The following is a 26,500-nucleotide window of genomic DNA, read 5'->3' as shown; positions in this document are numbered from 1 at the left end:
TTTTATAAAAATACAGACAAAACTTCTAAACGAATAGTTTGTATTTTTGCTAACCAATTCTATAAAATACAATAATTGTTATTATGGTTTGTCTCGTGTAGTTTAGACATCCTACCTGAACATAAAAATAGCTTTTATTCCTAATGGTCAGTCTGGAAGACTGACATACAAAAATAACCATAACAACCCTTAACTCTAAAAACTAAAATGGAAAGAAAATATTATTATCGAAACGCAATTTATGGTGGTGTACTTATTCTATTGATGTTCTTGATTTATAAATATCGTAGTGGAGAAAATACAGGCAGTATTTTGGAAAGCGAAGATGAAAAATTATATCAAGCGTATGGAGAAACAATGGGAACGACCTATACTATAAAATACTTGGCTGCAAAAGGAAATAATTATCAAAATATGATTGATTCGGTATTGAAAGCATTCAATCAAAGTCTTTCTACTTATATTCCATCTTCTGAAATTTCTATTTTTAATACAATGGAAAACGTTGATAGTGCGATAGTTTTTCAAAATGATTTTTTCTATCCTGTTCTGAAACGTAGTAAAGAAATTTTCGAAATTAGTGATGGAGCTTTTGACCCTACTCTTGCACCTATAATTCGTGTTTGGGGATTTGGAGAAATAGAAGAGCCTAAAAAAATCCCTTCTGAAAAAATTGATTCTCTACTAGAATTTGTAGGTTTCAATAAATATATTGATTTTGATACTAAATCATTGAGAAAGACTAAAAAACATATTCAACTCAACTTTAATGCAATTGCACAAGGATATGGAGTTGATGTAATTGCTCTTTTTTTGGAGAAAAAAAATATTAAAAATTATATGGTAGAGATTGGTGGAGAAGTCAGAGCAAATGGAAAAGGTACGAGTGGAGAGGGTTGGAAAATAGGAATTGATAAACCAATTGAAGAAGGAAAAGAAAATCCAAACCCTAAAAGACAACTACAAGCAATAGTTACTTTGAATAATAAATCTCTTGTAACTTCAGGAAATTATCGTAAATTTTATATCAGAGATGGTAAAAAATACCCTCATACTATTAATCCAAAAACGGGTTATCCTGTTTCTCATAATCTATTGAGCGCAACAGTTTTGGCTGATGATGCCGTTACTGCTGATGCTCTTGGAACAGCCTGTATGGTTTTGGGAAAGGATAAAGCTTTAGAGATGATAGAAAAATTAGAAAATACAGAAGTATTTTTGATTTTTGATGAAAATGGAATTACAAAAACAGAAATAAGTAAAGGGCTTAAAAGTTATATAGAAGAATTAAAATAAAAAGTTGAAGTTTCTTTTTTCTTATCTTTAACCTTCAATTATCAAAATTATTCAGATAATTGTTATAAAGATATTCAGATTTTGCTAAAAATTACTTCAAAATAAAATCGTTTTCGTATTTTGGCTAGTAAATTGAATTACAATAAGTTATATTTTCTCATAAATTTTAGTGAAAACAGAGTTTTGGCTTTTATGTGCCTTTTCTTATTGTTTTGCTAAAAGCTATGTCTCTAATTTTATTCTAGTCCTATAAAAAAAATAATTATGAAGATTCTCCTTTTTCTGTGCAGTTTATTTGCCTTTATGGCTTTTGGTAGCTCTTCCGAAGCCTATGCTCAATGTAATATAGATTCGATGGCTCAAGTAAAAGTAATGAAAAAAATATCTAAAAATGGTTACCGTCTTTCAAAAAGCTATCGTGTTCAGCGTACTTGTAGGGGATGTAATAACTTTAGAAATTACACCGTCATTATGACTAAAGGAAATACCTATACACTTGTCGTATTGAGTAGTGAAGGTGGTGCAAATAATATTATTGCTAATTTTAAAGAACTTTCAGGAAAAGTTATAGCTTCTAATTATGATGCAAGTTCGAAGAAATTTTATACTTCTATTACCTTTCAATGTAACAGAACAGCTCCTTATTATCTCAATTTTCTTCCCAAAAACTCCAAAACATCTTGTGGTATGGCGTTTTTAGCATTTAAGATTACCAAATAATTTTTCAAAAAATAGAACAAATAAAACCTAATTCTAAAACGGAATTAGGTTTTTTGTTGTGTAAAAATCGAAATAAAATGCTAAAAAAGTGAACAAAATTTATGTATTTTGCATAGATTATCAAAATAAGAAATAATTTTAGAGTTCGTGTAGTTAAAAAAAACAAAAATGAAAAGGACGGCATTCTATCTCGCTTTATCACTTATCCTGACAGGTTTGGTTTTTCTTGTTTTGGCTATTCAGAGCTGGAACAAAGAACAAATTCGTCAGACAAAATATGAGCGTACGTTGGGTAGAGTAGTCGAAATAAAACCTCTTCCAGAAGAAAAAACATACCCTGTTATTGGTTTTTATGCCTTAGACAGCCAAAAGGTAATGGTTCATGCAAAACATGAAGCTTCTCGTTTTTCAAGTTATAACCTTGGAGAAGTAGTAGAAATTTATTACGATATTATTAACCCAGATGATGCCCATATTGTGCGTTATGAGTGGTTTTGGATGAGTTTTTTGTCTATTACAGGAATTGCATTTGTGGGAGGTGGTCTTGTTTGGGGGCTTATGATTTGGCTACGAGCAAACCGTCGAAATTGGCTTTTAGAAAATGGAAGTGTTTTGGAAGGAATCGTTCAAGCAGTCGTTCAAGACCCTCAAATTATGCTACAAGATAAACCTGCGTTTATTATTCTCTGTGAATGGAAAAGAGATGAAGATTCAGGGGTATTACTTTTCAAGAGTGAACCTCTAGCTACCGACCCTACTGAACTTTTAGAAGAAAGAGAAACCTTACCCATTTATATTGATTTAGAAAACCCAGAAAATTATTGGATTGATATTTCTTTTTTAAATGAAGAAAAACTAGAAGTAGAAGAGACAACGGAAGAATCAGAAAATATACAAGAATAATTTTAAAACCCTAAGTGTCTTTGAAGACCCTTAGGGTAGGTTTTTGTTCATTCATTACTGAGTTGCAAGTTGCTCCAATTCATATTCAAAACCACTAGATAAAATAGGAAAACGACACCACGTTTTTGGATCAAGGTTTTTATCATCTAAATGGAAAGAAGGTGCATAGCGTTCTCGCTTCCATTGGTTTCTGCTCCAAAGGCTAAAAAATTTGATTGTCCATTCTTTGAGTTGCTTTTCATTATATTGTTTGAAAGTTAGTTTCAGAAGTTTCAAGCAATCAGCAGGAGATTTTTTATCTCTGATAGCAGCTTCTTCAATCGTATCTAGTAAGTCATACGGCATCAAATCATCTTCATCTGTTTGTTTGTTTTCAGAAGGGCGAAGTTCGGCAGTCGGTTGTTGTATATTAACTGATTGTAGAGCTGGGATTTTGAAATACGAAGATTCAGAATCATTAATCCAAGTCAAGACACCTTTTGTTTCTAGCCATTTTAGCCAGTTTCTCAAAAAGAATTTATCTATTCCTGCAATTGGACTAAGTCCACCACTTGTGTCTCCGTCCATTGTTGCATAACCTACGGCAGCTTCCGAACGATTACTTGTAGAAAGCAACAGCGCATTATAAATATTGGCAATCATCCAAACAGAAGGCGCACGAACCCGAGCTTGAATATTTTGTAATGCAATATCATCAGTTTGCCAAGTAAGTTTTCTATCCAAACCTTGCTCAATAATTTTGTGGTATTCTTTCACAACTTCATTAATATTGAATGTATAATGAGTTCCATGTAGAGCCTTTGCTAATTTATCGGCTGCGTTTTCGGTAGTGTCTGAACTGTTTTCAGTAGGTTGGTAGGCTGTAAGCAATAGTTTTTTGGCAATTTCATCAACTGTACTCAAATCTTGAATAGCCGAAATATAATAGAGTTTTTTCTTAAACTCTTCTAAACCAATATTTTCAACCCCCAATTTTATCAACAAATATACACAACAAGCAACAGCTGCCGAATCTGCACCACCAGAAAGTGAAACAACAAAACCATTCGAACGGCTTTTTCGAAGATAATCAAAAAGTCCTAAGGCTAAAGCTCGTGTAAATTCTTCTTCTTGAATAGAATCACTATACTCCCATTTAGATTCGCTTGGGTCGTAAGGCTCTGGTTCTATATTCGGAAAACTATATGGAATCGTAACTTTATTTTCTTGCGTAGAAGGCAAATCAAAATTCATACTTGCTTGTGATTGTGCAATTCGGTTAGCATTTATATCAATAACAGCACTAGTAACAAGGAAATCATGAAAACTCAAACGCTGACCAATATTTGCTATCTCTCCTGCTGATGCAATGATTGTTCCTCCATCATAAATAGCTCTTCCTGCTTCATTACCCAAAAGATTAGCATACAAATATGCCACACCAAAAGCACGTGACCCCTCTAAAACAAAACGTTTACGAACATTTATCTTATTGAAAGCAAAATGAGAAGCTGATGGATTCATGATAACATCTATACCATAGTTGGACAAAGTACGTCCTGGGCGATGAGCTACCCACGCATCTTCACAAATCTCAAAACCAATTTTTATTCCTCCAATATCAAAATAAATATCTCCAAAAAGATAACTTTCAGTTTCTTTGGTTTCTGGATTTTGAATAGATAAATTGATATGCTTTTCAGCTATCCAAGGTGTAAACCAACGAGGTTCATAATGAATGCCATTACCAGCCAAAAAACGTTTGGCTACAAAACCAGCTATTTTTCCATCTACCAAAAGCGCACAAGCATTAAAAGTTCGGTTTTGATACATGATTGGAAGCCCCAAACAAGTAATGATTCCTTTCGTATGTGGCAAAACCTCATACAATATACGTATAGATTGTTCCAAAACATTTGGAGAATAAAACATATCTTCACAGCCATATCCAGAAATACAGAGTTCGGGCAAACAGAGTACACTTACATCTTTTTCCTTTGCTTCTTGAATGGCTTTTAGAATATTTCTTTTGTTGCGCTCCCAGTGCATTGGTGTTTGATTCAGAACAGCACAGGCTACTTTTAATAATTTCATAGTTTCGTTTGTAGTTCGCTCGTGAGGACACTAGCAACGGTAAATTTTGTGTACAGACTAGGTTAGTGTCAAAAATACAATTTCTATTGGTTTGATAAACGGAATTTTATATAAAATGGTTTTGTATAATGAGTATCAAAACAAAAAAAGCCTTTTAATTCTTCAATCAAAAGGCTTTTTAAGCTAAATCTTATTCTGAAAATTATTTCTCAACTTCTATAATATCTCTTCTTACCCAATACTCATCATTTTCTACCCATTCATAACGAGGTTGAGTTCCTACTTTTTGTAAGAATCTATCAGTAACCACAAACTTCCCATCTTTCCATGTCATCTGAAAATCTACAATTACACTATCTTTTGAAGTAGTCATCAAAACAGGCATATAACCAACAGTAGAAGAAACCTTCTTAAACCTTGGGCGCAATATCTTTTGTATCTGTACAAAGCGATAAGGAATAGCTCCACGCATAAAAGGGTCTTTGATTTTCATAGCTATGTTGCCTTCTGTAAGCAAAGAATCTTCATAAAGTCTATTAATTACTTTCCCCATAGCAGTAGTATCATTCCAATTGACACTAGCTACATTTTCAGTTTCTTCTGTTTTGGTTTCTTTAGTCTCTGTCGAACTCGTACAAGAATAAAAAGTAGTTAAAAAAACTACAAATAGCACAGCATATAAATAACGCATAAAATTTTTTTTAATGATTTGATTAGGAATTAATTACGACCTGACAAAGCAGTAAAGCATACTGCTAGACAAAAACTATTGATTCTCTATTTTCATATAGGTCAGCCTCGTAGAGCAGATCGTTTGTAGTCAATAGGTTTAGTTTTTAATAGACGGTCTGACCTATTTAGTAAAATGTCTAGTAGTATAACAGCGAAGCCAATCACGAATATGACACATTGAATATCAATGACTTATTATTGTGAAATCAGTAATTTATTTAATTCTTATTATAGAATCAATAACTAACTTAAAGCCAGTGAATTAAATTCGTAATTATTTCTATCTATATTTTTATAAAAAAATGACAAAAAAGAAAGGCTAAGGTTGCCCTTAGCCTTCTTTTTATATATATAAAGGATTCAAATATGAATCATTAAAGTCATTAGACTAAAATTATTCTAATTCGATACCAGTACCATAGTTTACGTCACGGATATAAGTCATACCAGAATAAACGTCAAACATACTGCTTCCTCCGATAGTTTCGAAACGCTCACCATTTGCATCATAAGATACATCATTCAACTGATAGAAGAATGAAGAAACTGCAACACCATTAACTTCTGCACCAGCAGGAACTGTTCCTAAGCTAGTTGGAGCTAATCCGTCAATACGTGCAGCTGGATTCAAAGTAGCATTACCTGCTGTTCCTGTAAGAACACCTGCGCCACCATTGTTGTTACCAAAGTTTGCAGTGAAAGCAGGAGCAGTAATATACGTTCCTGAAACAGGAGTACGTAAAGCAATATCATCAAATACAGCTAAAGCAGTTGTCTCATTACCACCTAAGTAATACTCAAGACCTGTATAGCTAGTTCCGTTAGAACTTCTTGCCAATACACCTGTACCAGTAACCATACCGTTTGCCATAAGCATTGGAGCATTTACTTCAGCGTTAAACTCATTTTCTAAACGAGCTACACTAATAGCAACGTTTATTGGGTTAGTAGCTAAATCACCAAATGCTGGTAACGTACCAGTATAAGATAATGAACCATTAGTAATCTCACCAGCTTCATTGAAGTTAAGAGAGTTACGGATAGCACCATTAATTGCTGTATTGATACCAGCTAAATCTTCAGCAGAAAGGTTTCCACCAGAAAGTCTGAACTCAGGACGAACCGCATAACCACTACCTGGAGTATCAAAAGTGATAGTCAAGTTAGTTGCGTTAAGAGAAGCAGAAGCAGTAGCATTAGCTGCACCAGTACCTTTGTAGTTAGCCAAAACACCTCTATCACTATCAGCAAGATCTGCAGGAACAACCCAGAAAGGAACTGTAGTTCTTGCACCTGTATAACCTACACCTTTATTTTTGATAAGAACACCTACAAGAGTATTTCCTTCGTTATCAAAAATTGGGAATCCCCAAGCGTTGCTACTACCTGTTGCAGGATCATCAAATACTACGATAAAGTCACTTGCAGCTCTTTGAGCAGTAGTAGTAGTAACAGCGTTCCCATCTTTGTCCTCTATATCACCGATTGTGTTCATCATACCATCACTAGTAGTCAAGTAATCAAAAGAAGCTCCAGCAGTATTATCTACTGTTTCTTTATAACTTACAGTACCATAGTTAGTAAGGATATATGAGTCAATACTTCCACCTTCTGTAAAGGCATCAGCAGTAACAAGTACACCATCAGGGTTTGCACTAATGTTAATAGTACCAGTATATTCACCTGCAGTATATCCATTACCACCACTTATTTCCAAAGCAGTAACTTGTCCATCAACTACTGTTGCAGCTAATGTAGGCTGACTAGCACCAACAACAGCAGGAGCTATTGCAGTTACAGTTACAGAAGGAACAAATGTATAGTTAGAACCTGGTGCATACTGAACTTCTAAATCAGTATTAGCTCCTATCGTTGTACTACCAACAGGATTAACAAAATTAAGAGTTCTACCACCACCAGCAGTATTCCATTCTAATGCTCCAGTTCCATCTTCTCTGAACAAGGCAGGAGTAGTACCTGTAGCAGTAACAGCAGCATCACTACCATAGTTGAAAGTTACATTAACATCGTTGTCATATCCGTCACCACCGTTAGTAATTTGAACTTCAGTTACAGTACCAACAGTCTCATCAACAACAGCAGTTGCAGTTGCAAGAGTACCACCAGCAGGAGGGATATTGTTATCAAAAACAACACCAGGAGCAGTACCTGTATAAACGCCTTCTCCAGTTACAGCAGTACCAGCTGCTACACCAGGAGACATTCCGAATCCACCATTACCAATTTGGATATAGGTAATTTCAGAACTAGGAGCTTGCACAGAACCCGTACCATTAGGAATAGGACCGTCAGCATTAGTACCAGTATATGATTTACGAGTAAATGTAACAGATGGAGCAGAAGTATAACCTGAACCAGCTGTAAATGAAACAGAAACAACTCGTTTTAGACCTCTAGCTCTAGCAGCAGTAAGTGTAGCTGGCTCACCTGGTGTAGCAGCAGGAAGATCACCTAATACAGCAGTACCAGTAGCATTTCCAGAGATTTCTACATCTGGAGCTAAGTAGTAATAACCACCATTACTGACAGAAATATTATCAACTTTATCACCACCTGCAATAGTAGCAGTAGCAGTAGCGTCTGTAGTAGCGAAGTCAAAATTAATAGTAGTGAAATTAGCAGCTAAATCAGTAGCACCTGTAAGGAATGGAGTTGGATTAGCCATTGCCATACCGTTTACTAATTCAGTGTTTTGAGTATAAAGGAAACGCTTAGTTCCTACTCCAAAATCACCGTCAGCACCACCAGTATTATTTGATATTTCATCACCAAATACATATCTACGGTTAGCAGCGAAGTCATCAAACTTCATCATAATTGGAAGACCTGATGCAGTACCAGCCATAGAGATTTCGTAGAAACCACCTTGAGTAGCTCCACTAGTAACGCCAACGCCACTATCATCAGTCAAATCAGTAAGAGTAGTTTCATCTGTAGTAGAAACAGCATCTTCATAAGCGATACGTCTAACTAGACCTGACTTAGTTGTGTTTCCGTTGATGTTTGTACCTTCGTCAGTACCGTTCATTGGATTAACGTATTTTGCCATAAAAGCAGTATTCACGTCAATGAAAGCACGTACTTTAACGCCATCTGGAGCTGGTTCTTCGTAGTTGTTACGAGTACCATCAGCGTTAGTAGCAAGATCTGTTTCAGCAAAAGCAAATCCTTTGATTGTAGCAAAGTTAGCTGCATCAACAGGATTATTAGGATCTTCAAATACAGGAATAACATTACTTACAGCAACGTTTGCGCCGTTAGCAACGCCACCGTCTGGAGTAAGGTTAGCTGTATAGTTTACAGTAGTGTGATTAGGAGAAGTAATACTTACAGTAACTTCACCACTATAAAGCTCAAATGAAGCAACACCTGCAGCGTTAGTAGTAACTTCTTGAGTAATACCGTCTTGTCCAGTAACGTTGCCAGAGTTGAATTGAGATACAGTAACGACAGCGCCGTCAAGACCTTCAATTTCTTCGAAACGTCCACTAGAGAAAGCAGCATCACTACCTGGAACTACAACAACAGAATAAAGAACTCTACCACCTGCGTTAGCACGAGTAAGAGCTTCAATTCTCTGACGAATTTCAAGCGTTCTTTCCAAACGATCTACATCGTCATTAAGGTTTGTTTGATTACGAGTGTTTTGAGCTTCAAGGCGAGCTTGCTCTAAAGCAAAAGCATCGTCTTCTGTGAACTCATCACGTTCACAAGATGAAAAAGTAACCAATGCTAATAAAACAGCAAGGTACTTGAATGAATAAATAAAAAGATTTTTGTTCATGGAACAATAGAGTTTAGTGTAATTGAATATCAATTTTTTGCGCACTTAGTAGTTTACACTTGTGAATGCAAAGGTAATTATTAGTTTTGAGACTTACAAAACGTTTTTCAAAAATTATTCTAACTTTTTTCAAATACTTTGAGTATTTTCAGTTTTAATAATTATTCTTTGAGAAGTTTTGAAATCTTTATTCACTAATACTTACTAATATAGTAGCTTTGCAGACAAGCGAACTTTCTGTTATGCTTATAAGACCCAACAACTACTAAAAAAGGTTGCATTTGGTTAAAAAAAAATTCAAAATTCTTTTAATTTTTTCAGAAATAGTAAATTTTATGTCGTACAAAACCTCAAAAAACAAGACTAATACATTGTTTATCAATAAGTTATATGAAAATAATTTTAATTTATATTTTTTATTATTATTTAGCCTTTTAGGTAATTTATTTTTCAGTTCATCTGTTTTTGCTCAATCTCAAGGCACTATTATGAGTGACTCTTCAAAAACAGATACCTCAAAAGCTTCTTTTTATTTAGATTCTGCCTCATTACCTCAAGGAAAACGCAGAAGTTTTAGCTTTGGATTGCGTGGAGGAATCAGTATCGGAAAGTTTAGTATAGCAAATGCTCAAGAAAACGATCAAAACGAAACAGGTGTTGGTTCTGCCATTACTTTTTTCACTAATCATAGAATTAGTTCGCATTTCAGTATCCAACCAGAAATCAATATTGGAAATTATAGAAGTAATAACACACTTTATCAAGTTGCACTTACAGAAGGCACAGTAGATTATTCTATCTCTAGTTATGATTTTAATTTATTAGGAGTTTATTCTTATCCTATTAAGGATTGGTTTTCTGTTTCTTTAGAAGCTGGAGGTTCGGTTGCTTACCTTCATAGTTCGTTCGGAAAAGTAATTGCTCCTAATATACAACTGGGTTCTTTTTATGATGTAGATTCGGATAATCAGTTTGAGGAGCTTAATTATGGATTACTGGTAGGTATTGTTCCTTCCTTTAATTTTAAGAATGTAAGTATCCAAACATCTCTACGTTATAGATATGGACTGAATAATATCAATACTTTCGATTACAGACTTAATAGATACTTATCAAACCCAGAACGAACCATACAAACGAGAGATTTTATTATTCAAATCGGCTTTTTTGTTCCGTTTTATAAAAAAGTGGTTGATAAATAAATAGAAGTTGCTTAGGAACAATTACAGATTACGGAAATAACTAATTATCAAATTGAAAGTATCAACTTAGTGATGTTACGCAATAATGCTATTAAGCTGGTAAATTCTGTTCCGTAGGAACTTCATAGCATTTTATGTACAAATCAAACAAGATGCTACTACTATGTAACTCCTACGGAGTATAATGAAAAACAAAACTCTATTTTCTACCAATATGAAACTCCTATGGAGTGAATAAAGCCAGTACAATAGCATCGTATTCAGACGTTTTGCGTAACATCATTTGATAAGTTACCAATCAATATTGTGTAGTTAGGAAAGATAAAACATGCTGTTTTCCCACGATTAAAATCGTGGGTTTCGTCTCTTTATGCAAAAACTTCATTATTGCGTAACATCAGAATTTATTTAATTTCTATTTCTTAAGAATAACGTGAACTCGGTATTAGAAACAGTCTGAAATATCTCTCTATCTACTAAGAAAGCTACTTTCGGTCTGCTCTAACGAGACTGACTTACTTTTAATCAAGGTCAGCCCAAAAGGGCAGCACCGAAGATTAAAAAGAACAGGGTAACTATTTGACAATCAGCAGATATAATACCGAGTTCACGTTAACAATATGTAGTTCCTACGGAACACCTAAAGAAAAAACAACCGTCGTTGAGGTTCAAAATACAGCCGTCGACGAGGAGAAAATTTCTCTTTGATAAGTCAAAAATCTATTCTTAAAACAACTTCTATAATCAAAATCAAAATTCATACAAACGCTGTCCAATATTTAGGCGTAATCCTACTGAAAAAACTGTCGAACTCAAATCTCTAGCTACAATTGCCGAAGTTTTATTTCTCTGTATTACATCAGCATCTAAAAAGAGATTATGATAAAGCTGATAGGTTGCTGTCAAACGCCCAAAAAGAATACTTGTCTCTACGCCTTGTCCAATTTCATTTCCATATTCGTTGGTATCATCTACATCTACATTCGAAATAAGAAGGTTGCTTCCCCAGTTGCTGCCATTTGAATCTTCTCCTATATCTGCATAAATAAATTTCCCTGTAATATTCAGTCTTGGAATAGGTTGATAACGCAAAACTCCCAAAAATTCTATAAAATTAGCTCCCAAAGGGTGTGCAAGTGGTTGTCTGTAATGCACAAAATTAGAAAGCTGCTCATCAGAAGAGTGTGTATAAGTATAAGGACGGACAATATTTGTCTCTAATTGCAAGTCCAAGTTTTTGATATTTGCTACATCAATATAATTCAAACCCAACTGAATACCATATTTATTTCCCCACCAACCATTATTATCTATCAGCTCTCCTACCTTTAGCTCGTCAAGCACAAACTGTCCGTAAAGTTGAAAGTCATCTAAGGCAAGCCATTTGAAATCAGCACCCAAAAGTGCATTATCAATACTTCCAATTCCTTGCTCAACGGCACGATAAAAAATAAAAGGATTGAGATAAGATAAATCAAAAGTATCATTTTGCCCTTGGTCTTTTCGTCCATACGCCACACTTTCAAAAACTCCTAGATTAAATTTTTCAGAAAAATCAATACTCAAATGATGATAGATAACATACTTTTTGGGATATAATGAATTTGCACGTTGTACGTCAGCCACCATTTGCGTGTAAAGGTTAGTATAATTGATTTTCCAAAACTTAGTTTGAAGCTTCAAGAACAAGTGAGGAGCTGCAAAATCTGATAAGACAAGTGAACGATAACCGTTTCCAATAAAATTTTTACCTTGTCCGAACTGAACATCTACTACTTTTGCAACATTAAAGGTAATATAACCTGTTGCCCTCAAAAAATCTACACCATTCTCTCCAAACGGCTTTGCAAAAGCTTCATTTGGAACTACAAAATTTTCTAAAGAACGGTCAGGACTAAGTGAATCAATTACATTCTGAACATAACGAGGAAAAATAGCCTGTGTTTCGGTTACGGAAGCATAGAAGCCAATACGACGAGCTGCCACCCCATGAATTTCTGCACCTCTAGTATTCAAAGTAAGCATTTCATCTCTGGTATTATCCTGCCCTACTCCTAGATGCAAAATTGGATTGGCACGAATAACAAAATCTAATGCTCCTTTTTCTAGTTTCATATCGTAATTATCATTCAGAAAAGAAAGAAAATCAGGTTTTCGTTTATAAAAATACTTTAGGATTCCTTTCTGTTTTACACTATCTTTTTTAGTAAATTCATAATTGTCAGTCAATAAATAATTGATATTGAATTTATCAGATTGAGAATAATTCTTTGTACTATCCACTAACAAAGAATCGGCAAAGAGTGCAATATTAGAGCGAGAAAGTGGAAGTGTAGAGCTATGAAAAGGTTTGAAGAATTTACCTCGTTTTATCTCATAACGTTTCAAGAGATGATAGTAATTACTTTGGTAGGGAACAAAACTAGAGGTGTTTGTTTGGGCAAAAGTAGATTGAGAAGTAAATAAAAAACTCAATAGTATAATAAGAGAGGAGGGAACGTAAATCTTCATTAGATTAATTATTTTTTTTATAAAAATTCTATTTACAATGTTTTTTGATAAGTTCTTCTACTTCATTTTGATCAGCTTCATTTCCAAATTCTTTGTAACCCAATTTTTCAGCTTCTTGTAATGCTTCACAGGCTTTTTCTATGTCATTCATAGCTAAATAATAATAAGCCAAATGTTTGTAAGCATAGGGATTAGTTCCGTCTAACTCCAAAGAAGTTAGAATCATTTTTTTGCCTTCTTCATATTTTTTCAGTTTAATCAAAGCTAGTCCTGCATTATTGTAGGCATAAGGTTCTTTAGTATCTAGTTGAATCGTTTTTTCAGCTTCTTTAATTGCTTTTTTATATTTCCCTACCTTTAAATATTCATAAGTAAGTGTAGCTTGAGCTTCAAGGAACTTATCATTATACTTTAGACTTTTTTTCAGCTCTTTTACAGCTTTTTTATTATTCCCTTGCTTTGAATATGTACGAGCATAAAGAAAGTGAATATCAGATAATAATTTTTTACGTATGGTGTTCTTTGCCAAGCTTAATGATTTATCTAAATTAGTTAGCGTTTTATCAAAATCATTTTTAGTATGATAAATGAGAGCAATTTCATAATAGATACCTGCATCTATAATATCTACTTTTGTTAAGAGACTTTCATAGAGGGTTATTATTTTATCATATTCTTTGATTTTTACCAAACTATCTACTTGCCTTTGTATTTGTTTAGCTTGTTCAGAGGATTTGAGTTGAGCAAAACAATTTTGAAAAGAGAAAACCAATAGTAAAGCGAATAAAATTCTCATTATGATACTATTTATGAAGTGAGATAAAGTAAATGGTAGTGTGTAAGATACCAAAAATCTATTTTTTTTTAATCAAAAGACTGCGAAGATATGAAGAATCTTTGTTTGTGTATTCAAAGTGAACACTTTTGGAGAGATTTTGTAATTGATTTTCAAAGATAGATTTTTCTAACGAATCTTTTTCTGAATCTGAAAAAAATTGAGGAACAGAATTTCTGATTTGTAAGGGATAAATTACAATACGACTTATTTTTTCACTTTGAATTTCAAATTCTGCTAAAATACATTTATCTCTAAATTCTCCTTTTTGGTCAAAAACAAAATTTCCTAAACTATAAAAAACTGGTTTTTCATTTACAAATTCTATGCTTTGTGTTACGTGTGGATGATGCCCGATAATGGCATCTGCACCTGCTAAAGTAAGTAAATGTGCTTCTTTTCGTTGTTCTGCTTTAGGTAGAAACTTATATTCTGTTCCCCAATGCAGTGAAATAATAATAATGGTTTGAGGTTCTTTTTCTTTTAACTCTTTTACTTTTTGAACTAATTCTTTTGTTGATGATTGACAAACAGAAGGCTTATCTTCCATTCGAAACCAATTTTCTAAGGGAACTCTAACTACTGAAAAAATAGCGATTCTATTGTTTTCTTTGTTTATAAAAACAGGCTCACAACTTTCTGAATGTGTTTCTCCATATCCAATTCCTATAATTCCAGCTTTTTTGAGAGAATTAAATGTGTTTGAAAGTCCTTTTCGGTGGTGGTCGTTAGTGTGATTATTAGCTAAAAATAAGTGTGTAAGACCTACTTTTTTGAGAGAATCTGCAAAAGAACTTGGTACACGAAAACTAAATCGCTTCGGAATAGGCGAACTTTCATCAGTAAGTGGACACTCTAAATTAGCCAAAATAAAATCATTTTCAGATTTATACTCATCAAAAATAGGCTTTAAACTATCGAAGAGCGAAACAACTCCCTTTTTTTCTATTTCTATTCGCACTCCTCTGTCTAGCAAAATATCTCCACCAAAAAGTAATTTTATAGGTTTTGTTTCTGTATTATCAGAGGTTTCTGTATCCAAATTTTGACAAGAAAAACAGAAAAGTAAAGCTAAAACTTGAATTGAAATATCATAAAACCTCATATAACAACCTGTTTTTATTGAAATTTTATCCTCTATTCTTCAACCGTCAACGAGGATAAAACCGTCGTTGAGGATTAAAAATCCTTGTTGGTGTTTTAACACAGCGACACCAACAAACAATAAGATATATTTACTTTTTCTTTTTATAAAGAATAGCAAAGATTTCAAACATAAAACCAGCAAAAGTAACAATAGGTCCTAATGTAAGCCCCAAGAAGCCAAAACCATGTTGAGCATCTTCCATTGCCATGATTGTAAAACCAAGTGTAATGATGAGTACACCAACAATCATCATTATATAATTGATTTTTTCGAAGGCAAAGGCAGGATTTTGTACGATTTCTACCTTCTCTGTCTTTTGAACAGGCTTTTTGTTAGGGTCAGGTTTTTGGTATTCCATTATATATAAATTTAGAATTGAAATTTTAGAAATTAGAATTAATGCAAATTTAGAATTGAGATTTTAGAAATTAGAATTAATGCAAATACAAGAAATTTCATTCAATTCTGAAGTCTAATTTCTAAATTCTTACTTTGTTTTCGCTGCTTGAAGCGTATTAAATAAAAGTGCTGTTACTGTCATTGGTCCTACTCCTCCAGGGACAGGCGTAATAAACGAACATTTAGGGGCTACCTCATCAAACTTTACATCTCCTTTTAGTGCAAAGCCAGACTTTTTACTTGCATCTGGAACTCGTGTTGTTCCCACATCAATAACGATTGCTCCTTCTTTGACCATATCAGCCGTTACAAATTCTGGCTTTCCAATAGCTGCAATGATAATATCTGCTTGTAGTGCAATTTCCTTCAAATTTTTGGTTCTGCTATGTGTCAGCGTAACAGTACAGTTTCCTACTTTTTCATTACGAGCCAACAGAATGCTCATTGGCGAACCTACAATATTACTTCTACCAATCACAACAGCATGTTTTCCTGAAGTTTCTATATTATATTGTTCTAAAAGTTTTACAATTCCGAAAGGTGTTGCAGGTAAATAACATGGCAAACCCAAAACCATTTTACCAATATTGGAAGGATGAAAACCATCAACATCTTTTTTAGGAGAAATAGCTAAGGTAATTTTATCAGCATCAATATGATTTGGTAAAGGAAGTTGAACAATAAAACCATCAATGTCGTCATTTTGATTGAAGTCTTCTACAACCTTTAATAACTCCTCTTCTGTAATGGTAGCAGGAAGATTTTTTAATGTAGAAGCAAAACCAATTTGTTCACACGACTTTACTTTATTAGCTACATAAGTCTGACTAGCTCCATCTTCACCTACCAAAATAGCAGCAAGGTGAGGCGTTTTGAAGCCTTTTTCTTTGCGCTCGGCTACTTCAATGGCTAATTCTTTTTTGAGAAGTTCGGCTGTGTTTTTTCCGTCTATTAATTGCATATAATTGGGTAGGGATTTCCTTCTTAGATAAAAATGAGTACGAAATTTACTTTTTGATGCTCACAAAGGTAATTAATTCAAAATCAATTAAGAAGTGATGACTTTAGATTTAATTTTTTTTGAGGGGATGGAAAGTTAAATTTAGTGTGGTGGTGTTAAAAAGTAAATATTTATCAAAACTTTGTCGTCAGAACCACGTTTTGGAAAGTATAAAAGTATATGATTTTAAACTATTTGCTTAGAGTAATTTGAGAAAACAAATTTTGTTTTATGCCTTTGATTTGCTAGTTTTCCTATATTTTTAACCAGACCAACTCTTAGAAATTTGAATTTCTTATCTATATCTTCTTAAATTAATTAAACCTTGGGAATTCGTCGTACTCTAAAAGACATTTTTAAAGCTATTTACACATCTGTTCTACTTATTCGTACGTGGAATTGGTCTCGTCTTTTTTTATGTATTATTATTTCTTGTTTTATATGGAGTTTTCAAGCTCTCAACAAAGATAATTATCATTCTACTATTAATTTTCCTTTAGTAATTGATTACGAGCGTCAGGATGTAGTTGCCTTAGAAGAGCCTCCACAGTTTATTTCCGTACAAGTAAGTGGAAGTGGTTGGCGATTGCTTCAAAAAACATTAGGTTTTGGAATCACTCCTCTTCAAATAGAAATAGAAGACCCTACGAAAGTAAAATATTTTACTGCCAAATCTCTAATGCCTGATATTGTACAACAACTTAGTGATGTCAATGTCGATTTTATTGCTGAAGACTCTATTCATCTTAATTATGATAGTACCATAACAAAGCAGGTTTTTCTATTTGTAGATAGCTCAAAAATTTCCTTAGAAAAAGGCTATCGTGTTGTTTCTCCTATTTCTCTTGACCCAGACTCATTAGTAATTAGTGGAGCAGCTTCTTTTGTGAACCTTGAACCTGATAGTTTTGAGATAGTTTTGAATGAAAATAATCTTGATGAGAATTATGATGAAATGGTAGATATTGATTACGCCCCACCTAGAAAAGTAATTTTCTTTCCAGAAGGTGTACAAGTAAAATTTGATGTTGATTTATATTTCAAAAAAACAATTCCTGTCCGTATAAAAGCTCTTAATTTCCCAAAGGATTCTTCAGTATATTTGGCTCGTCAGTTGGCAATTGTAGAGTATGATGTTAGAAGAGCCAATGAAATGCAACCCATTCCAGATAGTCTATATATTTTGGCAGATTACAAAACTAGTGATATGAGTGATTCGACGATAGTGCCTATTTTTTCACCTCCTCCTTTTATGGAAAACGTCAGAATCAACCCTGAAAAACTCATCCTTATTTTTCCTAAAAAAGCAAGTGATAGAAGAAGAAATAGATATAGAAATTAAATAATAAGCTGATTAATCACACGTTAAGATTCAATAATAAGGAGCTTAAAAAACTAAATTAGATTAAATTCATAACTTTAAAGCTACTATTACTCGTTATGTTCGTAAATTGCATTTTCAAATTAACGTATGATACTATATTCATTTGTTCTGCTCAACTAGACTTTTAATTTTTTTATGAAAACATATACTTCCTCTTCTTCTCTATTGACTGTGTTTTTTACAGTTCTTGTCTTTCTTTTCTCTTCCTGCTCTAACGTTTCTGCTCAAATAGAACAGCATTCGAAATGGAAAACTTATACAGAGCCTTCTGATTTATCAACTGTAAAAGTAGGCGAAACAATAAAACTTTATTTTGAAGTAGATATTGAAAAAGATTGGTATGTCTATTCTTCTGACTTTGACAAAAACTTGGGACCAATAGTAACCGAAGTAGCACTTGAAAAAAATGATGCTTTTGAGACAATTGGAAAATTAATTCCTGTAAGTCCTAAGAAAAAATATGATGATCTTTGGGGGGGAGAATATACTTATTTTATCAAAAAAGGAAAGTTTTATCAAACTATAAAGATTCTAAAGCCAACTACAACTATAAAAGCAGCTCTTACTTATCAAGAGTGTTCAGAGGTTTCTGGGAAGTGTATTATGCAAGAACCTGAATTTGAATTTAATATAAAAGTACAAACAGCAGAAAAAATAGATAATACTAAAACCGAAACTAAAGACGATAAAGTAGAAAATAATAATCAAACATCAACGACTGCCAATAATGATACAGATGAAAATGAAGAGAATAATACAAATACAGAAGATTCAAATGTAATTGAAATAGCAGGAAATGATAGTTCACTTTTTGAAAATAATTCAGATACAGAAGTTATACAAACAGAAATAAAAACATTTGATAAAACTAAAAACTACGTTCCAGAAGGCGACCCTTTTAAAGATTTGCCAGAAGTTACGACGGATTTGGGTGGAGAGAGTGAGAGTTTGTGGGGATTTATGATAGCTGCTTTTTTGAGTGGTTTGGTAGCACTTCTTACACCTTGTGTTTTTCCTATGATTCCGATGACAGTATCTTTTTTTACGACACGAAGTAAGAACCGTTTTGAAGGAATTGCTCGTGCTATGTTTTATGGAGCTTCTATTGTAGGACTTTATACGCTAATTGGCTTTATTGTATCTCGTTTTATGGGAGATGATGCAGCAAATATTTTGGCTACTCACTGGTTTCCAAATGTTCTATTTTTTACTGTTTTTATTGTTTTTGCAATTTCATTTTTTGGAGCTTTTGATATTGTTCTTCCTTCCAAAATGGTAAATAGTATTGACAAACAAGCCGATAAAGGAGGTTACGTAGGAATATTTTTTATGGCTCTTACACTAGTAGTGGTTTCTTTTTCGTGTACGGGACCGATTGCAGGAAGTATTTTGGTCATGTCTGCTAATGGTGAAGTTATCAAACCTGTTTTGGGAATGTTTGCTTTTTCGTTGGCTTTTGCTCTTCCTTTTACGCTTTTTGCTATTTTTCCATCGCTTCTTTCTAGTCTTCCAAAATCGGGTGGATGGCTCAATACAGTAAAAGTAGTTTTGGGTTTTATAGAACTAGCTTTAGCCTTTAAGTTTTTGAGTGTTGCTGACCAAGTGTATCACTGGGGAATCCTTGACCGTCCGATTTATATCGTAATTTGGATGTCGACAGCTTTCTTTTTGGGTCTTTATCTTTTAGGAAAGATTCGTTTGCCTCACGATAGCATTATTGAGAAATTAGGAGTAGGCAGACTTTTGATGGCAATTGCTTCTTTTGCGTTCTTTTTATACCTAATGCCCGGTCTTTTTGGTGCGCCACTTAGTCCACTTTCAGGATATTTACCTCCACAAAGCACAAACGAATTTGACTTAGTTGCTCTTATCAGAGGAGAAGATAATGCAGATATAAACGGAAAAGCAAAGTATTCAGATATTTTACACTTGCCACACGGATTAGAAGGACATTTTGAATACTTTGAAGCCATAGAAGCTGCAAAAAAAGCAAATCAGCCACTTTTTATTGATTTCACAGGACACGGCTGTGTCAATTGTAGAGAGATGGAAGCGTCAGTTTGGAATCAGTCAGAGATTCTACCATTGCTCAAAAATGAGTTTACAATAGTTGCGCTTTATGTAGATGAACGCCAAGAACTAACAGAGGAAGAAAAGTATGTTTCGGCTAGAAATAATAAAGAAATAGAAACTGTTGGAAAGCGAAATGCAGACTTTCAGATTCGTCGTTTTGGTCAGAATGCACAGCCTAATTACTTTTTAATAAATCCTTATACGCATCAGCCTTTAATTGCTCCAGTTGGAAAAGTTAGTACAAAAGATTTCAAAGAGTTTTTGGAAAAAGGAATAAAAGAATTTCAAAAGCAGCGTTTGAATAGTGGTTTGTAAAAAATAACCTCAATCAATAAATTTAAAAGTGTATTCAGTTCTTTACGAGTTGAATACACTTTTTTTTGTAAACTTACCTTTTGTCTTTCGGAATTTGTGTACTTCCATAATAACCAACTTCTACAAACTGTAAAGAATAAAATTGCCCTTGCCAATCCTCTTCGCTTTCTGTTTCGTGAGATAGTAAAGACATTCCTTTTTCATAAATATTAAATATAGAAAACACAATTTGTTTGTCTGTATCTTTATTCAAATAAATACTATCTCTAAGTTCATTAAACTGCCAAACTCCGTCTTCTTTCTTAAAGTATTTTGCGTTGGTAGTATAGGTTTTGTCCTTTTTAAATTCTATATATTTATCGTGATAAAGCTCATTTGATTCAGTTCCAGACTTAGAGTTTTTACCTACTGCTTGATGTAATTCCCACGTTTTGATTAACAATTCTTCTAAAGTCAGTCCTTTTTTCTCAACTTTAGATGGAGAAGAACAAGCAAAAAATAAGATATTAAAAGTTAGAAAGAAAAGTAATTTGACAACGTTTTTCATAGTAAACAGATTTGGATGAAACTCTAATGTACTAACAATATCATTTACTCATTAAAAAACTGACAAAATTTCCGATTTTATAAATTTAAAAACTCAAAAATTCGATTGGAATAAAACTAGCTAACTTCTTACTCATAAAGTAGCTGATACTTTCCAAAGTGTCAGAGATATAGCATTTTAAAGACCTAGAAATAAACCATAAAATTTAATAGAATTATGAGCGTAGAACAAGGTAATTTATCAGTAAATACGGAAAATATTTTTCCAATCATCAAGAAGTTTCTCTATTCTGACCACGAAATATTTTTAAGAGAACTTGTAGCCAATGCCGTAGATGCTACTCAAAAGCTAAAACACTTATCTTCTTCATCTGATTTTGATAAAACAGCAACGAGTGAAGTAGGAGAGTTGAAAGTAAAAGTTTCTTTTGATAAAGAAGCCAAAACAATCACGGTAAGTGATAATGGAATCGGTATGACTGCCGAAGACATCAAAAAATATATCAATCAAATTGCTTTTTCTGGTGCAACGGAATTTGTAGAAAAATACAAAGATGCCCCAAACAATAAGCAGATAATCGGACATTTTGGCTTAGGTTTTTATTCTGCTTTTATGGTTTCTACAAAAGTAGAAATTATTTCTCGTGCTTTTTCAGCTAAAGAAGACGAAGCAGCGCATTGGGAATGTGAAGGTTCGACTTCATTTGAGCTAGAGCAAACTACAAAAGCAGAGCGAGGAACAGATATTATTCTTCACATTGCAGAAGATTCTGAAGAGTTTTTGGATAACTTCCGTTTGAAAGGAATTTTGGATAAATACGCCAAGTTTTTACCAATTCCAATTGAATTTGAAGGCGAACAAATAAATGATACAGCACCTCTTTGGACAAAATCTCCTTCTGAACTAAAAGACGAAGATTATTTAACTTTCTACAAAAAATTGTATCCAATGGGCGAAGACCCACTATTTTGGATTCATTTGAACGTAGATTATCCATTTGAACTGACAGGAATTTTGTATTTCCCTAAAGTAAAACAAGAACTTACAGCTTCAAAAGACAAAATTCAGCTTTATAGCCGTCAAGTATTTATTACAGATGAAGTAAAAGAAATCGTTCCAGAGTTTCTGACACTTCTACATGGTGTAATTGATTCTCCAGATATTCCTTTGAATGTTTCTAGAAGTTACCTTCAAGCAGATGGAAACGTAAAACGTATCAGTAGTTATATTACTAAAAAAGTAGCTGATAAATTACAAGAGCTTTTCAAAAATGACCGTGAAGGTTACGCAAACAAATGGGACGATATAGGTCTTTTTGTAAAATTTGGAATGATAACAGATGAAAAGTTCTTAGAAAAAGCTGAAAAATTTGCTCTAGTAAAAAATGTAGATGGAAAGACATTTACATTTGACGAATACAACGAAAAAATTGCAGCTAATCAAACAGACAAAGACGGTAAGAAAGTTTGGTTGTACGCAGCCGATGTACAAAAACAACATACATTTATTTCTTCGGCTCAAAAACGAGGATATGATGTTTTGGTAATGGATTCGATTATTGATTCACATTTGATTCAACGACTTGAAGGTAAATTAGAAAATGTTTCTATTCGTAGAATTGACTCTGATACGGCAGACAAAATCATTGCAAAAGATGAGGTTTTAGAAGCTGTTTTGTCAGAAGCAGACCAAACAAAAGTAAAAGAGATTTTTGAAAAAATCGTTTCTGCCAACCACACCGTAGAAGTTCAACCAATGCCAACCGATGAAATGCCTGTAACGCTTACTCTTTCAGAGTTTATGCGTCGTATGAAAGAAATGGCAATGTCTGGAGGAGGAGGAATGTACGGAATGAATATGCCTGACCAGTACAATGTTATTGTCAATGCAAACCATTCTTTAGTACAGAAAATCTTAGATACAAACGAAGAAGAAGCTCAAAAACAAATTGCTCAACAAGCCTATGATTTGTCTCTTCTTTCTCAAAATCTCTTAGAAGGAAAAGCACTTTCTAATTTTGTAGAGCGTAGTTTGAATTTTATGAAGTAAATTGGGAATTGGATAATAGGAGTTAGGAAATAGAAATTGCAAAATTCCTAGTTTTATTCATTTTGTTAAAATTTTATCAAAAAAAGCCTTTTCAAATCTATTTTGAAAAGGCTTTTTAATTATCTAAAAAAGAAAAATAACTTATTTATTCTTTGTATTATTGTAACGACGACGAGGGTTTGGAGTTTTCAAATCCAAATCTATTGGAGGACGAACGTTTGTACGTGGTCTTCTGCGAGATGTTTTTTCCTCTTTATCTTCTTGTTTTAGTCTAGCCAAACGAGAGCTTTCTTTTTGCTGCTTTTGTTGTTCTTGTTGCTTTTCTTCTTTTGGAGCAACAGAAGCCTTACTACTTTCTTGTAGATTTTGATGTAATTTCTCAATTATATCCTCTTTTTTGGGCTGTCCTTTACTTTCATTTTGCTTGTTCTGATTTTGTTTAGTATCAGGTTTTTCTTGAATTTTCTGATTTTTAGACTGTTGTTTTTGCTGCTCATTTTTAGCTTCACTTTTTACCTCCTTTTGAGGTGTCTTTTGCTCTGCCTCTACCGTCTTACGAACAGGTCTCTTATTACTTCTTGTTTTTCTAGTCGACCTTTTTTGTTTGTACCTACGGTTTTTCTTAGATGCATTATTTTCCTCCTTATCACTAGCATTAGCATCAATCGTTTTGTTTTCAGTTGCTTGAACTGATTCTATTTTAGCGTCTTGCTTTGCTTCTACAACATTCTTTTTGCTCTCTTCCTCTTTATTTTCAGAGGTCGTATTTTGTTTTTTGCGTTGAGAGGCTCTAGCAGGTGGCGCTTGTTGTTGAGAAGTTTTTGACTTCTTTGTTTCTTCTTTTTTTGCTTCTATCTGCTTTTCTTGTTGTTTTTCCTTTTTATCATTCGGATTTTCTACAACAGGTTTTTGCTTTTTCTTAGGATTAAAATTACTTTTTCGTTCTACTTTATCCTTAAAGTTCTGTTTGTTTTCTTTTACAGAATCAGCAAATTCTTCCTTCGATTTTGACTTTTTAGACTGTTTTCTCTTTGCCACTCTTTCCATAGCTAACCTCGCTCTTTCCGAACGAGCAGCCTTTTTCTTTTGTTCTGGTGTTTGCTTTTCGGTAGAGCTATCGTTTTGATTACTACTTCTGTCCTTACTATTTTTTCTGTTTGAGAATTTAGAATCATTCAGACTTTCTCTTTTATCTCTACGCTCTACTCTGTCCATCAAGGTAACTGGAGAAGAAGGGATTTTGTGCTGACTTTTTGTTCCTTTTGAGCCATGAATTTTAGGGTCATAATCAGCTATTTTTTCATTTGTAATCTTTATTCCACTCGGATTACTGTTTTGGTCATAATGATAACGAATGATATGTTCGTTGAGAGATTGATAAGTTTGGATATTTTCTCTGATATAAAAACCAATTGTTCCACGATAAACTTTTCCTTTTTCACAGTTTTTCTGTAAGAGTTTGTCATCTATGAGTGCAGAACTACAATTTGTACAGAAATAATTCTCTGCCGAAATAATAATTTGAGGAATCGTATTGGTAGCACAGACAAAAGTAGCTACTTTTTTTTCTGTTTCAGCTTCACATCTAGGGCAAACCGAAGTCTGTTTGATGCGCTGTGTGCTGTATAGATTTTGAACGTGTCCTTGAAAGAGAGTGAGGTTTGTTTTTTCTACAAATGAGTTGATTTCTTCTTTACATTCCTCATCATTTAGTGAAGTCAGGTTTTTCGCTGTTCCACCCAAACCAATGAGTTTGCGTAGCCAATTCATCATAATTACGTGTATTTTTTAGTAAAAATTATTTTTTACTTTTTGTATAATAGTTTTAAAAATGTACCTAGAAGAGAAGGTGTAATTACAGATTATGAATTACGTATATAATTTAAAAGTTTTTTTATAAAACTTTATTCCTAGGTAGAAAGATAGAATAAACGTGGAATAGATAAAATTTACTTCTCAATGAATTCTGATATAAAATTCTTTATTGTAATTCTTTTTTTCTAAATCTTGTCCCTAAAGTATTTAACTTTAGATTTGAGTATAAAAATTTTACTTTTTACTATTCTACTTTCAAAATTTCCTATCTTCCTCAATTCTTCTAAATATATATTGATTTAATGTTGTCAAACCTTAGAAATAGTATTTATTTTTGCTTTATTCAATCTAAAATATCAATTTTTACTACTCTAAAATTTCTGCAAAGTTCGTTAAAATTTTTGATTTAACATTCAATTATCATGAAGAATACGAATTTTTTATTGTATTTCAAATCTTTTTTTCTGTAAAAGCATTAATAAGGAACAATTACGACCTGCTAAAGCAGCGAAGCTAATTAAAAATTACGGATTACGAATGCAATACACTGAATATCAAAATCTTAATTTTTAAAAAAAGTAGCTTATTTAATTTTAACTCGTAAACCAATATTTAATTTATTTTATTAAACGTTATTAGGGTTAATTGTTCACGTGCATTCAGTTCCTAAGAAGCGTGATTGAAGTACAATATAATGCTTATAAGGAATTAACAAATTCGTTTGTGAGCAAACAAATGCACAAATCTTATACAAAAATAAGTAACTACACAAAATTAAATATAAGTAATGACTGATTAGCGAGTGATTTTTATGATTACTATGATAATTAAAGGATAATACAAAATCATATAATAAAACAATAAATTATATTTTAAATTGCATTTATCTTCATTTTATCTTAAAAATCATATAAATCATTTACTAATAAGTTACGGTATTTTTAGTTATATTTAATTCTACTCATTTACTTAACTGTGATAACGCTTATTATTCCTTCTCTATTTTATTCAAAAGTTATGAACTCGCAAAACTCTCTTCTCAAACGTATAAAAAAAGATGAAATTCTTGCCATGGAAAAACGCTTTCGTGCAAATTTTATCAATTCTATTTCAGGCTTTAAAAGTGTTGGGCTTATTGGCACTATTTCCAAAACAAAGCAAACCAATCTAGCCATTTTTAGTCAAGTTTTTCATTTGGGAGCAAATCCTGCACTTATGGGTTTTATTGTTCGTCCAGAGATTTCGCCTCGTCATACCTTAGAAAATATTGAAGAAACGAATTACTTTACCTTCAATCATATCAATGAAGAATTTTATAAACAAGCTCATCAAACAGCTGCACGTTATGAAAAAGAAGTTTCAGAATTTGAAGCAACTGGATTAACTCCTCACTTTGAAAATGATTTTATTGCTCCTTATGTAAAAGAATCTCATTTTAGAGTGGGATTGAAATTGGAAGAAAAACACGAATTAAGTATCAATAATACTATTTTTTTGATAGCAAGTGTACAAGAAGTAATTCTGAATGAAGAAATTATAGAAAAGGACGGCTATATCGACATCGAAAAAGCAGGAACAATTACTTCTTCGTGCTTGGATAGTTATCACGTTACAAAACACTTAGATAGGCTTCCGTACGCAAAACCATAATTTAACTCTTATAAAATTAACCTTCTTTATCTTATAGTCTCAAA

The 26,500-nt window shown here is 33.0% G+C and carries 18 protein-coding genes; 8 read left to right on the top strand and 10 right to left on the bottom strand.

Features of this window, described 5'->3' with window-relative positions; all coding sequences use genetic code 11:
• Nucleotides 1-207 precede the first annotated feature (207 nt).
• From WAF17_RS13525 to WAF17_RS13515, 3 genes are all read left to right on the top strand, one after another.
• Nucleotides 208-1,296 (top strand): FAD:protein FMN transferase, encoded by a 1,089-nt coding sequence (locus WAF17_RS13525; RefSeq protein WP_338760395.1) that lies wholly within the window; start codon nt 208-210, stop codon nt 1,294-1,296.
• A gap of 264 nt (nt 1,297-1,560) precedes the next feature.
• Nucleotides 1,561-2,016 carry a hypothetical protein gene (locus tag WAF17_RS13520; RefSeq protein ID WP_338760393.1) on the top strand — a complete coding sequence of 152 codons (456 nt, stop codon included), beginning with the start codon at nt 1,561-1,563 and terminating at the stop codon, nt 2,014-2,016.
• A gap of 168 nt (nt 2,017-2,184) precedes the next feature.
• Nucleotides 2,185-2,919: a DUF3592 domain-containing protein gene (locus tag WAF17_RS13515; protein ID WP_338760391.1), complete on the top strand. Its 735-nt coding sequence runs from the start codon at nt 2,185-2,187 to the stop codon at nt 2,917-2,919.
• A 54-nt stretch (nt 2,920-2,973) separates the two neighbouring features.
• Here WAF17_RS13515 and nadE read toward each other — a convergent pair whose 3' ends face one another.
• The 3 genes from nadE to WAF17_RS13500 all read right to left on the bottom strand — a co-directional run bounded on the left by nadE (nt 2,974) and on the right by WAF17_RS13500 (nt 9,529).
• Nucleotides 2,974-4,992, bottom strand: a complete 2,019-nt coding sequence (gene nadE / locus WAF17_RS13510) for an NAD(+) synthase (protein WP_338760389.1) — start codon at nt 4,990-4,992, stop codon at nt 2,974-2,976.
• Between the two features lie 202 nt (nt 4,993-5,194).
• Nucleotides 5,195-5,683, bottom strand: coding sequence for a hypothetical protein (locus WAF17_RS13505; RefSeq protein ID WP_338760387.1), 489 nt, complete (start codon nt 5,681-5,683; stop codon nt 5,195-5,197).
• 435 nt (nt 5,684-6,118) lie between these two features.
• The gene (locus tag WAF17_RS13500) at nt 6,119-9,529 is read right to left on the bottom strand and encodes a hypothetical protein (protein WP_338760385.1); all 3,411 of its coding nucleotides are present in this window, start codon (nt 9,527-9,529) and stop codon (nt 6,119-6,121) included.
• 488 nt (nt 9,530-10,017) lie between these two features.
• Here WAF17_RS13500 and WAF17_RS13495 point away from each other — a divergent pair, with 488 nt between their 5' ends.
• Nucleotides 10,018-10,731, top strand: a complete 714-nt coding sequence (locus WAF17_RS13495) for a porin family protein (RefSeq protein ID WP_338760382.1) — start codon at nt 10,018-10,020, stop codon at nt 10,729-10,731.
• Nucleotides 10,732-11,481: 750 nt separating this feature from the next.
• On the opposite strand, the gene WAF17_RS13490 is transcribed toward WAF17_RS13495, so the two are convergent.
• The 5 genes from WAF17_RS13490 to WAF17_RS13470 all read right to left on the bottom strand — a co-directional run bounded on the left by WAF17_RS13490 (nt 11,482) and on the right by WAF17_RS13470 (nt 16,584).
• The gene (locus WAF17_RS13490; protein WP_338760379.1) at nt 11,482-13,242 is read right to left on the bottom strand and encodes a hypothetical protein; all 1,761 of its coding nucleotides are present in this window, start codon (nt 13,240-13,242) and stop codon (nt 11,482-11,484) included.
• Between the two features lie 28 nt (nt 13,243-13,270).
• Entirely contained in the window at nt 13,271-14,038 is a 768-nt protein-coding gene (locus WAF17_RS13485) for a hypothetical protein (RefSeq protein WP_338760377.1), read from the bottom strand.
• 58 nt (nt 14,039-14,096) lie between these two features.
• Nucleotides 14,097-15,119: a CapA family protein gene (locus WAF17_RS13480; protein ID WP_338760375.1), complete on the bottom strand. Its 1,023-nt coding sequence runs from the start codon at nt 15,117-15,119 to the stop codon at nt 14,097-14,099.
• A gap of 193 nt (nt 15,120-15,312) precedes the next feature.
• Nucleotides 15,313-15,582, bottom strand: a complete 270-nt coding sequence (locus WAF17_RS13475; protein WP_338760372.1) for a DUF3098 domain-containing protein — start codon at nt 15,580-15,582, stop codon at nt 15,313-15,315.
• A 129-nt stretch (nt 15,583-15,711) separates the two neighbouring features.
• Nucleotides 15,712-16,584, bottom strand: a complete 873-nt coding sequence (locus WAF17_RS13470) for a tetrahydrofolate dehydrogenase/cyclohydrolase catalytic domain-containing protein (protein ID WP_338760369.1) — start codon at nt 16,582-16,584, stop codon at nt 15,712-15,714.
• Between the two features lie 364 nt (nt 16,585-16,948).
• Here WAF17_RS13470 and WAF17_RS13465 point away from each other — a divergent pair, with 364 nt between their 5' ends.
• A complete protein-coding gene (locus WAF17_RS13465) occupies nt 16,949-17,965 on the top strand; it encodes a hypothetical protein (RefSeq protein ID WP_338760367.1) in 1,017 nt (338 codons plus the stop codon).
• A 177-nt stretch (nt 17,966-18,142) separates the two neighbouring features.
• Nucleotides 18,143-20,395, top strand: coding sequence for a cytochrome c biogenesis protein CcdA (locus WAF17_RS13460; RefSeq protein ID WP_338760365.1), 2,253 nt, complete (start codon nt 18,143-18,145; stop codon nt 20,393-20,395).
• A gap of 73 nt (nt 20,396-20,468) precedes the next feature.
• Here WAF17_RS13460 and WAF17_RS13455 read toward each other — a convergent pair whose 3' ends face one another.
• A complete protein-coding gene (locus tag WAF17_RS13455) occupies nt 20,469-20,942 on the bottom strand; it encodes a lipocalin family protein (protein ID WP_338760363.1) in 474 nt (157 codons plus the stop codon).
• A 216-nt stretch (nt 20,943-21,158) separates the two neighbouring features.
• Here WAF17_RS13455 and htpG point away from each other — a divergent pair, with 216 nt between their 5' ends.
• The gene (gene htpG / locus WAF17_RS13450) at nt 21,159-22,991 is read left to right on the top strand and encodes a molecular chaperone HtpG (RefSeq protein WP_338760361.1); all 1,833 of its coding nucleotides are present in this window, start codon (nt 21,159-21,161) and stop codon (nt 22,989-22,991) included.
• Nucleotides 22,992-23,132: 141 nt separating this feature from the next.
• On the opposite strand, the gene WAF17_RS13445 is transcribed toward htpG, so the two are convergent.
• On the bottom strand, nt 23,133-24,764 hold the full coding sequence (locus WAF17_RS13445; protein WP_338760358.1) for a hypothetical protein: 1,632 nt from the start codon (nt 24,762-24,764) through the stop codon (nt 23,133-23,135).
• A 1,059-nt stretch (nt 24,765-25,823) separates the two neighbouring features.
• Between WAF17_RS13445 and WAF17_RS13440 the strand changes: the two genes are divergently transcribed.
• Nucleotides 25,824-26,456 carry a flavin reductase gene (locus WAF17_RS13440; protein WP_338760355.1) on the top strand — a complete coding sequence of 211 codons (633 nt, stop codon included), beginning with the start codon at nt 25,824-25,826 and terminating at the stop codon, nt 26,454-26,456.
• Nucleotides 26,457-26,500: the final 44 nt, after the last annotated feature.

Origin of the sequence: Bernardetia sp. ABR2-2B, from assembly GCF_037126435.1 — a bacterium.
Classification (GTDB): domain Bacteria; phylum Bacteroidota; class Bacteroidia; order Cytophagales; family Bernardetiaceae; genus Bernardetia.
This window is presented reverse-complemented; position numbering and strand designations above follow the sequence as displayed.

Coding starts and splice junctions, on each gene's coding strand:
- WAF17_RS13515 (WP_338760391.1), top strand. CDS start 2,185: ATGAAAAGGACGGCATTCTATCTCGCTTTATCACTTATCCTGACAGGT.
- nadE (WP_338760389.1), bottom strand. CDS start 4,992: ATGAAATTATTAAAAGTAGCCTGTGCTGTTCTGAATCAAACACCAATG.
- WAF17_RS13485 (WP_338760377.1), bottom strand. CDS start 14,038: ATGAGAATTTTATTCGCTTTACTATTGGTTTTCTCTTTTCAAAATTGT.
- WAF17_RS13525 (WP_338760395.1), top strand. CDS start 208: ATGGAAAGAAAATATTATTATCGAAACGCAATTTATGGTGGTGTACTT.
- WAF17_RS13495 (WP_338760382.1), top strand. CDS start 10,018: ATGAGTGACTCTTCAAAAACAGATACCTCAAAAGCTTCTTTTTATTTA.
- WAF17_RS13440 (WP_338760355.1), top strand. CDS start 25,824: ATGAACTCGCAAAACTCTCTTCTCAAACGTATAAAAAAAGATGAAATT.
- WAF17_RS13520 (WP_338760393.1), top strand. CDS start 1,561: ATGAAGATTCTCCTTTTTCTGTGCAGTTTATTTGCCTTTATGGCTTTT.
- WAF17_RS13475 (WP_338760372.1), bottom strand. CDS start 15,582: ATGGAATACCAAAAACCTGACCCTAACAAAAAGCCTGTTCAAAAGACA.
- WAF17_RS13455 (WP_338760363.1), bottom strand. CDS start 20,942: ATGAAAAACGTTGTCAAATTACTTTTCTTTCTAACTTTTAATATCTTA.
- WAF17_RS13470 (WP_338760369.1), bottom strand. CDS start 16,584: ATGCAATTAATAGACGGAAAAAACACAGCCGAACTTCTCAAAAAAGAA.
- WAF17_RS13445 (WP_338760358.1), bottom strand. CDS start 24,764: ATGATGAATTGGCTACGCAAACTCATTGGTTTGGGTGGAACAGCGAAA.
- WAF17_RS13505 (WP_338760387.1), bottom strand. CDS start 5,683: ATGCGTTATTTATATGCTGTGCTATTTGTAGTTTTTTTAACTACTTTT.
- WAF17_RS13500 (WP_338760385.1), bottom strand. CDS start 9,529: ATGAACAAAAATCTTTTTATTTATTCATTCAAGTACCTTGCTGTTTTA.
- htpG (WP_338760361.1), top strand. CDS start 21,159: ATGAGCGTAGAACAAGGTAATTTATCAGTAAATACGGAAAATATTTTT.
- WAF17_RS13490 (WP_338760379.1), bottom strand. CDS start 13,242: ATGAAGATTTACGTTCCCTCCTCTCTTATTATACTATTGAGTTTTTTA.
- WAF17_RS13460 (WP_338760365.1), top strand. CDS start 18,143: ATGAAAACATATACTTCCTCTTCTTCTCTATTGACTGTGTTTTTTACA.